The sequence below is a fragment of the Streptomyces roseochromogenus subsp. oscitans DS 12.976 genome (assembly GCF_000497445.1).
Lineage (GTDB): Bacteria > Actinomycetota > Actinomycetes > Streptomycetales > Streptomycetaceae > Streptomyces > Streptomyces oscitans.
In genome coordinates this window covers 856,473-866,247 of the sequence record NZ_CM002285.1, presented here as the reverse complement: position 1 = coordinate 866,247, position 9,775 = coordinate 856,473, and the positions used below count along the sequence as shown (strand labels likewise).

11 protein-coding genes are annotated in these 9,775 nt (G+C 71.2%); 5 read left to right on the top strand and 6 right to left on the bottom strand.

The features are described 5' to 3' along the window. Window positions 1-678, bottom strand: a 678-nt coding sequence (locus M878_RS54025; RefSeq protein WP_023544817.1) for a LysR family transcriptional regulator, incomplete at its 3' end; no start/stop codon positions are given. Between the two features lie 70 nt (window positions 679-748). Between M878_RS54025 and M878_RS54020 the strand changes: the two genes are divergently transcribed. After that, window positions 749-1,399, top strand: a complete 651-nt coding sequence (locus M878_RS54020) for a maleylpyruvate isomerase family mycothiol-dependent enzyme (protein WP_023544816.1) — start codon at window positions 749-751, stop codon at window positions 1,397-1,399. Between the two features lie 113 nt (window positions 1,400-1,512). After that, the gene (locus M878_RS54015; RefSeq protein WP_023544815.1) at window positions 1,513-2,208 is read left to right on the top strand and encodes a L,D-transpeptidase family protein; all 696 of its coding nucleotides are present in this window, start codon (window positions 1,513-1,515) and stop codon (window positions 2,206-2,208) included. 30 nt (window positions 2,209-2,238) lie between these two features. Here the strand turns inward: M878_RS54015 and M878_RS54010 are convergent, their stop codons facing one another. Continuing rightward, entirely contained in the window at window positions 2,239-3,441 is a 1,203-nt protein-coding gene (locus tag M878_RS54010; RefSeq protein ID WP_023544814.1) for a Gfo/Idh/MocA family protein, read from the bottom strand. A 128-nt stretch (window positions 3,442-3,569) separates the two neighbouring features. Between M878_RS54010 and M878_RS54005 the strand changes: the two genes are divergently transcribed. Both M878_RS54005 and M878_RS54000 read left to right on the top strand, forming a co-directional pair. After that, window positions 3,570-4,718, top strand: coding sequence for an ROK family transcriptional regulator (locus M878_RS54005; protein WP_023544813.1), 1,149 nt, complete (start codon window positions 3,570-3,572; stop codon window positions 4,716-4,718). 152 nt (window positions 4,719-4,870) lie between these two features. Continuing rightward, complete coding sequence (locus M878_RS54000; protein WP_023544812.1) at window positions 4,871-5,065, top strand: hypothetical protein; 195 nt, start codon at window positions 4,871-4,873, stop codon at window positions 5,063-5,065. A gap of 114 nt (window positions 5,066-5,179) precedes the next feature. Here M878_RS54000 and M878_RS53995 read toward each other — a convergent pair whose 3' ends face one another. Then, the gene (locus M878_RS53995) at window positions 5,180-6,556 is read right to left on the bottom strand and encodes a S1 family peptidase (protein ID WP_031224006.1); all 1,377 of its coding nucleotides are present in this window, start codon (window positions 6,554-6,556) and stop codon (window positions 5,180-5,182) included. Window positions 6,557-6,695: 139 nt separating this feature from the next. Continuing rightward, window positions 6,696-7,526 (bottom strand): SAM-dependent methyltransferase, encoded by an 831-nt coding sequence (locus M878_RS53990; protein WP_023544810.1) that lies wholly within the window; start codon window positions 7,524-7,526, stop codon window positions 6,696-6,698. A 210-nt stretch (window positions 7,527-7,736) separates the two neighbouring features. Here M878_RS53990 and M878_RS53985 point away from each other — a divergent pair, with 210 nt between their 5' ends. Continuing rightward, window positions 7,737-8,123 carry a PPOX class F420-dependent oxidoreductase gene (locus tag M878_RS53985; RefSeq protein WP_023544809.1) on the top strand — a complete coding sequence of 129 codons (387 nt, stop codon included), beginning with the start codon at window positions 7,737-7,739 and terminating at the stop codon, window positions 8,121-8,123. Between the two features lie 132 nt (window positions 8,124-8,255). Here M878_RS53985 and M878_RS53980 read toward each other — a convergent pair whose 3' ends face one another. Both M878_RS53980 and M878_RS53975 read right to left on the bottom strand, forming a co-directional pair. After that, a complete protein-coding gene (locus tag M878_RS53980; protein ID WP_023544808.1) occupies window positions 8,256-8,678 on the bottom strand; it encodes a Zn-ribbon domain-containing OB-fold protein in 423 nt (140 codons plus the stop codon). A gap of 181 nt (window positions 8,679-8,859) precedes the next feature. Beyond that, window positions 8,860-9,594, bottom strand: a complete 735-nt coding sequence (locus M878_RS53975) for a TetR family transcriptional regulator (RefSeq protein ID WP_037730059.1) — start codon at window positions 9,592-9,594, stop codon at window positions 8,860-8,862. Between the last annotated feature and the right edge of the window lie 181 nt (window positions 9,595-9,775).

Here is a 9,775-nt window from a genome sequence, read left to right as displayed (position 1 = left end):
CGCGATGTGCGGGCGGAAGCCGGCCTCGGCACACAGCCGTTCCAGGACACCCCGCATCCCGGTCCCGTGCGGCAGGCTGATCAGCGGGTGCCCGCGCAGGGCCGTCGGCGGAACGGCATCCGCGCCGTCGTACGCGAGGAGCAGCGGATGCCCGGGGACGGCCGCCGCCACCAGCGGCTCGTCGATCACCACGTGCAGAGCGATCCCCGGTGGCGGCGCCTCCTGAGCGACGCCGATCACCGCGAGGTCCAGCTCGCCCCGGCGCAGCGCGGCCAGCATCCGGTCCGAGGTGTCCTCGGTGAGGGTGACCTCCACTCGGGGATGCGCGTCGTGGAAGTCCGCCAGCTGCCCCGCCACGTCGAAGGCGTGCGCGAGGGTGCCGGGGACGAGCCCGACCGCGACCCGGCCGCGCAGCAGACCCGTGTACTCCTCCACCGTCTGCCGCACCCCGTCGACGGCCGCGAGCGCGGCACGCGCGTACGGCAGCACGGCCTCGCCCACCTCCGTCGGCCGCACCGAACGGCCCGACCGGTCCAGCAGCGGCTGCCCCACCTCCCGCTCCAGCTGCCGTATCTGCGCGCTCAGCCCGGGCTGGGCCAGATGCAATCGCTCGGCAGCCCGGGTGAACCCGGCCTCCTCCACCACCGTCACGAAGTACCGCAGCTGCCTCAACTCCATAACCAGCGATGCTAGATGGGAGACGGATCATGTCTTGGACTTCCGGTCACCGGCCCAACACCCTGGACGCATGGGGAAAGCAGCGCACACCGCCGTAGACAGGGCCACCACGGCCGCCGTCATCGCCGCCGAACGACGTGAACTGGCCGACTTTTTCGAGGCGTTGACGCCCGCCCAGTGGGACGCGCCCAGCCTGTGCGCGGGCTGGCGGGTGCGGGAGGTCGTGGCGCACATGTCGATGGGGTTCCGCTATCCGACCCCGCGGGTGCTGAGGGAGCTGGTCAAGGCCCGCGGCAGCCTGCACCGCATGACCGACCGGCTCGCCCGCCGTGACGCGGCCGCCCATACGGACGCCGCACTCGCCGCCTTCCTGCGCACCCACGCCCACCACCCCTGGACGCCCCCGATCGGCGGCCTCGCCGCTGCCCTCGGCCACGACGTCGTGCACGGCCTGGACGTAACCGTCGCCCTCGGCCTGGACCGAGAGGTGCCCGAGGACCGGCTGCGGATCCTCCTCGACGCCATCGATCCGCGCGCCTTCCGTGTCTTCGGCACCGACCTCACCGGCGTCCGGCTGTGCGCCGACGACCTCGACTGGTCCTTCGGCTCGGGCACGCCCCTGTACGGCCCTGGCCAGGACCTTCTGCTGATCGCTTACGGCCGCAGACTCCCCGCCGGCCGGCTGCGCGGTGACGAGGTTCACCGTTTCGTCACAGCCTGACCGGAAAGCACAACCCCCGCCATCCCGTGCAGGTCTAGTAGTCCGAGTTCGCGGGAATCGCGCAGGGAGTACCCGGGGCAGGCCCTGGGCGACAAGGGGAGAAGAGGTTGCACATGGGGGAGATACGCAGACGGGGTGTCGTCGCGCTGGGCGTCACGGGACTCGTGGCGCCGCTCACGCGCGCCCTCACGGCGGCACCGGCCCAGGCCGCGAGCTGCACCACACAGGCCGGGCCCTACCAGAAGCAGGTGGAGAAGTTCCTCGGCCGGCCGGTCGACGGCAAGCAGTCCGCCGCCGACTGCCAGGCCATCAAGGCATTCCAGGACAAACACGGCATCACTCCCGACATCGGCTACGCCGGATCCGTCACCTGGGGTGTGATGGACCTGATGAACAAGCAGAAGGCCGTAGGGAAGAACCCCAACAAGGACGGCGCCTGCCCGGTGAACAAGGGCCGGATCGCCTGCGTGAACCTCACGCTCCAGCTCAGCTGGATCCAGGACGGCAAGAAGCTCGTCTACGGGCCGGTGCCCGTGCGCACCGGCCGCACGGGGTTCGCGACCCGCACCGGCCTGAAGAAGATCTACTGGCGGGACCTCCACCACGTCTCGACCGTCTACAACGTGCCGATGCCCTACAGCCAGTTCTTCGACGGCGGCCAGGCCTTCCACTCGGTGGGCCTGAGCATGTGGAACCCGCCGGGCTCGCACGGCTGCGTCAACATGACCACCAAGGACGCCAAGACGTACTGGGCACTGCTGAAGACGGGCGACGACGTCTTCGTCTACGGCCGCAAGCCGGGCACCTGAGCGGCACCTGAGCCGTCGCCGCCCGGACTGTCACCCCTGCGGCGCGTCCCCGAAGTCGGGGATCCGCAGTCGGATGCCCCCCTGCCGCGCGGACTCGTGCGCGATGATGCCCGGCAGGGTGTACCGGGCGGCCACCCACGCGTTCACCGAGGGCAGCGCATGCGTGTTGACCGCGGTGACGAAGTCGTCGACCAGGAAGTGATGGCTGCCCTCGTGGCCGTTGTGGAGGTGGTCGAACTCCCGCGGCAGCCGCGCCCGGTCGTGCACCGGCGCCGAACCCGAGGTGAAGGCCGCCCGCAGCTCCGGGGCGATGTGCGCCAGGGACGGATCGTCCGGGGCGAGGGTCGGCTTGGGCTCCAGCAGCTCGCTGATGTCCTTCACCCCGCTCTTGTCCTGCCACAGCGCCACCGTCGCCAGCTGCTCCATGCTGGCCTCCGTACCGAAGAACCGGAACCGGGACTCACGGATGTGCGAGGGGTAGCCGACCCGCCGGAACTCGTTCGTACGGAACGATCCACCGCCCGCGACCTCGAACAGCGCGGTCGCATTGGACACGTCGTTGTCGAACTGGCTGACCGAACGATCGAAAACGCCGTCGCCGCGATCGTCCCGCACGCCGATCGCCGACACGCTCACCGCATGCGTCCGCCAGGCCCCGAGCACCCCGCCCACCGCATGCGTCGGGTACAGCAGCGGGGGATAGCTGGCGGTCGCCTTCCAGTTCTCGCCGCCGCTGTACTGGTACGCCTCGTAGAAGCCGAGGTCCATGTCGTGGACGTAGTCGCCCTCGGCGTAGAAGAGCCGGCCGAAGGCACCCTCGGCGATCTGGTTGCGGGCGTGCACGGTCGCCGGGTTGTACTGGCTGGTCTCACCCATCATGTACGTCAGCCCGGTCGCCCGTACCGCCTCGATGATCGCGGAGATCTCGTCGGTGGTGATCGCCATGGGGACGGCGGAGTAGATGTGCTTGCCCGCGCCGAGGCCCTTGAGGACCAGCGGGCCGTGCGTCCAGCGCTGGGTGAAGACCGCGACCGCGTCGACCGCCGTCGACTCCAGCATGGCCTCGTACGACGGGAAGGTACCGGCGAGACCCTGCGCGGCGGCGAGCCGCGCGGCCCGCTCCGGCAGCAGGTCGGTGACATACACGTCACGGACGCCGGGATGAGCCTGGAACAGCGCGGCGAACTGACCGGAGAACTGGCCGGCGCCGACGATACCGAGAGAGAAGGTCATGCCGATTACTTTTGGTGCGAAAGAAACGTGCCGTCAAGGGATGAGCGGAAGCTTCTGCGGCGCGCACGACCCACAGTAGGGTGAGACCGGTTACTTCTGAGTCAGAAGAAAGCGAGGGGTCAGGACTCATGACCAGCTGGCTGCCGCTGAGCCCCGCCGAGCGCTCCGTGGCGATCGAGGTGCTCGTGCACGGGCCGCTGTCCCGCACCGAGCTGGCCCGGCGCCTCGGGCTCTCACAGGGCAGTCTCACCCGGCTGACCAAGCCGCTGATCGAGTCTGGGCTGCTCGTCGAGGCCCCCGAGGCGACCGGTGCGGCCCAGGCGCGTCAGGGCCGGCCCTCGCGGCCGCTCGGGGTCGTGGCCGACGCCCGCTGCTTCCTCGGCTTCAAGATCACCGCTGACATGGTCTACGGCGTCGTCACCACGCTGCGCAGCGAGGTCACCGGCCGGCTCGACCGGCCGCTCACCACGCATGATCCGGACGCCGTGGCCGCACTGCTCGCGGAGATGGCCGCGGTCCTGGCCGAGGGCCGCCCCGCTCCGGCCGGTATCGGCATCGGTGCGGGCGGTCTGGTGCGCGAGCGTGCAGTGGTCGCCGAGTCGCCGTTCCTCGGCTGGCGGGACGTGCCGCTCGCCGCACTGGTGAGGGAGCGCACCGGGCTGCCGGTCGTCGTGGAGAACGATGTGGCCGCCCTGGTCGAGGCCGAGACGTGGTTCGGCGCGGGCCGCGGACTCGACCGCTTCGCCGTCCTGACCGTCGGCGCCGGCATCGGGTACGGGCTGGTGCTCGGCGGCAGACGCGTGCCGTTCACCGAGGACGGCCGCGGCTTCGGCCGGCACTGGATCATCGACCCCCACGGCCCGCTCACCCCCACCGGAGAGCGCGGCAGCGCTGTGTCCTTGCTCACCATCCCCAGCATCGAGTACCAGATCCGCGCCGCCACCGGCCGTGACACCCCCTACGAGGAGATCCTCGCCGGTGCCGCCGCGGGCGAACCCATGTCCGCCAGGGTCGTCGGCGAGGCCGCCCGGGCCCTCGGCACCCTGGTCGCGCAGATCGCCAACTTCGCGATGCCGCAGCGGATCCTGCTCGCCGGAGAGGGCGTCGGCCTGATGGATGTGGCCGGGAACACGGTCCACGAGACCATCCGCGCCCACCGGCATCCGCACGCCGACCCGGTCGACCTGGAGACGAAGGTGTCCGACTTCCACGACTGGGCGCGCGGCGCCGCCGTGTTGGCGATCCAGGTGCTCGTGCTGGGTGAAGGTCCGGGGTGAGGGCAAGGGGTGAGGGGCCGGGGTGAGGGCTCAGGGTGAGGGCCAGGTGTGAACTCCCGTCCGCCCCTTGACACGGCGACGTGATGAGCAACACGGTCTGAAATGTCCGCATCGAGTGTACTTACTCACAGCGCCTTCACCTTGATCAGCATATGCTTCACAACATGTCCACCACTGTTGAAGCCGCCCCCGATCGCTCAGCGCGATCGGCCGCGGAGGTCAACGAGGAGATCAGAGCCCTGTGGCGCCGGTCGGGCGGGACACTGACCACCGACCAGCGCGCGCAGTACCAGCGCCTCGTGATGGAGTGGGCCGCCGCGACACCGCCGTCGCAGCGGGCGGCCTGACCGACCTCGCGCGGACCTCGCCGTAGCGTCACCGTATCGTCCAGGGCACCCGTGAGCACGGGTGCCCTTTGCACAGCGTTTCCAGCGGGCGCCGCCGCTCACCTGTCCCTCGCGTCAGCCCCAGGTCGCCGAGTAGTACCGCTGATAGGCCTTGCGGTCCTGTTCGGCCCGGATATAGCGGGTCGCGACGAGCGCGATCAGGCTGCCCGCGATGACCAGCAGCCCCGGACCGACGTTCCGGGCGTCCGTCAGCCGCGCCAGCAGCGTCTGCCCCGATACCCCCGTCACCGGTGCCGAGGAACCCGGCGAGGCCGCGTTCGGGGCGACGGCGCCCTGTGCGGTCGAGGCCGACGGTGCCGGAGAGGCGCCGCGGGTGGCACCGCCGGCGGTCTGCGCCGACACGATGAGCTTGACGTTCAGCGCCGCCAGCGCCCTCGTCACCGGCTGGAAGAACGTCGTACCGCCCGCCCTGCAGTCACCGCTGCCGCCCGAGGTCACACCGAGCGCGATCCCGTCGGAGAACAGCGGCCCGCCGCTGTCGCCCGGTTCGGCGCACACGTTGGTCTGAATGAGTCCGGTGACCGTCCCCTCCGGGTAATTGACGGTCGCGTTCAGTGCGGTGACCTGGCCGTCGTGCAGGCCGCTGGTGCTGCCGCTGCGGAACACCCGCTGCCCCACCGAAGCGTCGGCGGTCCCCGTGATCCGTACCCCGTTGCCGCCGCCGATCGCGACGACGTCCGCGCCGTCACCGGCCTTGCCGCTCGCGTACTGCACGAGTGAGAAGTCGTTACCGGGGAAGGTGCTGCTCACCGTCCGGCCGAGCTGCTGGTTGCCCTGATTGCCGGCGAACCAGGTGGATCCCGCGGGCCCGCAGTGACCGGCCGTGAGAATGAAGTCGCTCTGCCCGTTCGTCACGTTGAACCCCGCCGAGCAGCGGCCGCCCGTCGACAGGATCGGCTGCGCGCCGTTCAGTCGTGTGGTGAACGTGCCCTTCGCGTGCTCCATCCGCACGAAGCCGCCGATCCTCGCGGCGACTTGGCTCATCCGGGACCAGTCGCCGGCGGACACCGTGCTGTCCGCACTCACCACGACCCGGTTGGTCCGGTAGTCCACCGCCCACGCGGTGCCCGCCACGCGCGGCGCCGAACGCAGCGCGGCCGTGGCCGACTTGAGCTCGTTCATGCTGTGTGACACGACCTTCGCCTCGGCCCCCGCGCTCCGTACCTCCCGCGCCGCCGCCTCGTCGGTGACCGCCACGACCGGCCGCCCGTCGGCGCCGATCCAGTCGCCCGCCGTCCGTGCCGTGCCGAGCCGCGCCACCAGCGCGGCGCCGGTGCCCCCGGTGCCCTCGGACGCGGCGAGCGTTCTGGCGGCGGGAGGTGTCTCGCTCGCCATGGCCGCCTGGGTGACCATCGCGCCGCCCAGGAGGAGTCCGCCGACCGCCGCCAGGCGTGTCACCCGCCTGACGATCCGTCGTCGTGCGTGCCGCATGCAGGGCTCCCGAAGCCGAACCGAACGCGCACCGCCCGTGCCGGCGGCGCGAGACCCTCGGGTCGTCGAGGGCCCGCACCTCCATACGCGGCCCAGGGCCGCTGCGTTCAACGGCAGCGGCGATGCCGGCCGGGGCCGCTCAGCTCTTTCGGGCCACCCCGCCGAACATCGCGACCTCCTCCGGCTCGGCACCGTGGTCGTGTTCCGGGCGCCAGCGCGAGCAGGACACCACGCCCGGCTCCAGCAGGTCGAGGCCGTCGAAGAACCGGGCCACGGCCTCGGGCGTGCGCTGGGTCAGCTTCGGGGTGCCGTGCTCGTTCCAGAACTTCACCGCCTCGTCCACGTCCGGCATCGACGGATGGGTGACGGTGTGCGACAGCACCAGGTGGCTGCCTGCCGGCAGCCGGTCGGTCAATCGCCGTACCAGGCCGTACGGGTCCTCGTCGTCGCCGATGAAGATGACCACGCCGAGCAGCATCAGTGCCACCGGCTCGCTGAAGTCCAGCGTCCCCGCCGCGTGTTCGAGGATCGCGTCGACGTTGCGCAGGTCCTCGTCGAGATAGTCGGTACGGCCCTCCGGCGTGCTCGTCAGCAGGGCACGCGCGTGCGCGAGGACCAGCGGGTCGTTGTCGACGTACACGACCCGTGAGTCCGGGGCGATGCGCTGGGCGACCTCGTGCGTGTTGTCGGCGGTGGGCAGCCCGGTGCCGATGTCCAGGAACTGCCGGATGCCCACCTGGCCGACCAGATGACGCACCGCGCGGCCGAGGAACAGCCGGTCGGCGCGCGCGTACTCCCCGATACCGGGGTGCAGCCGGCGGATCTGGTCGCCGGCCTCGCGGTCGACCTCGTAGTGGTCCTTGCCGCCGAGCCAGTAGTTCCAGATCCGGGCGGTGTGCGGCTGGCCGGTGTTGATGCGGGCGCGCAGCGACACGGCCACGTCGTCGGTGGCTGCCGGGTTGTCGGTCACGTGGGTCAGCTCCTGGGTACGGATGAGATGCCTGGACGGCTGGATGCCTGACGAGAGTGATACACCGTTCAAGACGCAATCTAGACGCCCGAGTTGATCTCCGCCTCGCGTCCCCGGCATCCGGTCCTTCCAGCGCCTCGCCGCCCTCGGCACATCCGGCCCCCTGACCTTGCCGGTCTTCCGAGCGGACCGGCTCCTAGACTGCCGGGCATGGACGACACGCTCCTGGACCGGCTCGGCTCCGGCAAGTACCTGCTGGTGACCAGCTACCGCACGAACGGCACCCCGGTCGCCACCCCGGTGTGGGTGGTCCGCGACGGTGCCACGCTCGGGGTCTGGACGGCCGCCGACAGCTTCAAGGTCAAGCGGATCCGGCGCCGCCCCGACGTCCTCGTCGGCCCCTGCGACCTGCGCGGCAACCCCACCGGCGAGCAGCTGCCGGCCATCGCGGAGATCGCCGACGGCGCCACCACCGCCCGCTATCGCGACCTCATCACCCGCAAGTACGGCATCCTCGGCCGCCTCACCCTCCTGGGCAGCCGGCTGCGGCGCGGCCTGGACGGCACGGTCGGGATCCGGGTGACCCTCGCGGAGTGAGGGCCACCCGGAACCGGGTGGACGCGGCCGGTCCCGGTGACGGTATGTGCTGCTGAGCCGGTGACGGCCTCTGTCGCGGCGCCGGTGGGGGGATGGTGCGGGCCCGGCGCCCGGCTCGGCCGCCGGGTGGCGTCAGGTCCAGGCGCTCCGGTACTGCTCGTCCAGCAGCTGGAAGACCGGCTCGCCCCGCACCGGATCCTGGGCGGTGGACAGCCGGACCCGGTCGCCGCTGTGGATGCCGACCGGCGGGCCCATGACCCGGCCGCGTACGACGAACCCCTCGGCCATCTCTATCAGCGAGACATTGCGCGCCGCCGGTGTGTTGCGGTGCACCACGGTGGAGTGCCGCACCGCCCCGACGCCCTCGCTGCGCTCGGTGCGCAGCTCGCTGCCCTGGCACACCGGACACAGCAGCCGGTGGTACATCGCGGTGCCGCACCAAGTGCACCGCTGGAAGGTGATGGCGTCCTTGGAGTCCGCAGGGCTGGAGTCGAGAACACCTGCCCCCGCGGAGCCGGCCGCCGGATGCGAGGCGTTTGCTGAGTAGTGGTACACGCTGGTCAACTCCCTGCGCTCGGCCGGAATCCCGTGTGCCCGGCGCGCACCGGGCACACACGTGCCCGGCGGCCGTGCCACCGTGCACGCCGACAGGGTATGGCACTGAGTGTCACTCGTAAAGGCACTCCGTACCCCTATTTCAAGATCCGGGGTACCAATGACTCATGACCGGAGACCCTCATGCGCGGCCCAGCGCCGTCTCCAGCTCCTGCACCACCCGCCACAGTGGTGCGTCCCGACGGGACACCAGCACCACCACGTCGTCCGGATACCCCTCCGGCGCCGGGCTGATGAAGACGGGCGCCCGCGCGGGCTCGGCGGCGCGCCCGAACGTCTTCTGCACATACCCGAGCGCGTGGTCCACCGCCGCGCCCGCGTCGCCCAGGCCGTCCGAACGCAGCCAGGAGCGCAGGGCGTTGTTGTGCGCCGCGACGACCGCGGCCGCGATGACGTCGGCCCGCAGTGTCCCGTCGGGCCGGCCCGTGAACCGCCCGCGCAGATACTCGGCGAGCGCGCGCTCGTAGCGCCACACCACCGACAGCTCGTAGGCCCGCAGGCCTGGCACCTGCTTGGTGAGGCGGTAGCGCTGCACGGAGAACGACGGGTTCTCCGCGTACATCCCCAGCACCAGCCGGGCCGCGTCGCACGCCCGCCGCACCGGTTCGTGCTCCTTGTCGCTCGCGGCGAGGAAGGCGGTCATGTCGGCCAGGCAGCGCTCGTGGTCGGGGAAGACCACGTCCTCCTTGGAGGGGAAGTAACGGAAGAACGAACGCCGGCCGACCCCGGCCAGGGCCACGATGTCGTCCACGGTCGTCTGCTCGTATCCGCGTTCCAGAAAGAGCTGGAAGGCCGCCGCGACGAGGGCCTCCCGCATCGGCGGCTTCGCGGCCGGGGCCGCGCTGGTGGAGCTCATGGAGGGGAACGTAGCACCCGTAGGAGTCGTATGACACTCAGTGCAGCCCGAGTGGCCCTGTGGGGGAACTGAGTGCTTTGGGACCTGCGGCTCTGCCTGCAGCGCTTCCGGCGCTCCGGCCTGACCGCCGGCGCGGTGAAGTGAAGGTGACCGTGCCCCCCGCCCAGCCGCCGTCCCGCCC

What these genes read in the sequence shown, in the direction of transcription:
- M878_RS53985 (WP_023544809.1), top strand. Translation starts at nt 7,737, where the DNA reads ATGGACGACACGCTCCTGGACCGGCTCGGCTCCGGCAAGTACCTGCTG.
- M878_RS54005 (WP_023544813.1), top strand. Translation starts at nt 3,570, where the DNA reads ATGACCAGCTGGCTGCCGCTGAGCCCCGCCGAGCGCTCCGTGGCGATC.
- M878_RS54020 (WP_023544816.1), top strand. Translation starts at nt 749, where the DNA reads ATGGGGAAAGCAGCGCACACCGCCGTAGACAGGGCCACCACGGCCGCC.
- M878_RS54010 (WP_023544814.1), bottom strand. Translation starts at nt 3,441, where the DNA reads ATGACCTTCTCTCTCGGTATCGTCGGCGCCGGCCAGTTCTCCGGTCAG.
- M878_RS54000 (WP_023544812.1), top strand. Translation starts at nt 4,871, where the DNA reads ATGCTTCACAACATGTCCACCACTGTTGAAGCCGCCCCCGATCGCTCA.
- M878_RS54015 (WP_023544815.1), top strand. Translation starts at nt 1,513, where the DNA reads ATGGGGGAGATACGCAGACGGGGTGTCGTCGCGCTGGGCGTCACGGGA.
- M878_RS53975 (WP_037730059.1), bottom strand. Translation starts at nt 9,594, where the DNA reads ATGAGCTCCACCAGCGCGGCCCCGGCCGCGAAGCCGCCGATGCGGGAG.
- M878_RS53995 (WP_031224006.1), bottom strand. Translation starts at nt 6,556, where the DNA reads ATGCGGCACGCACGACGACGGATCGTCAGGCGGGTGACACGCCTGGCG.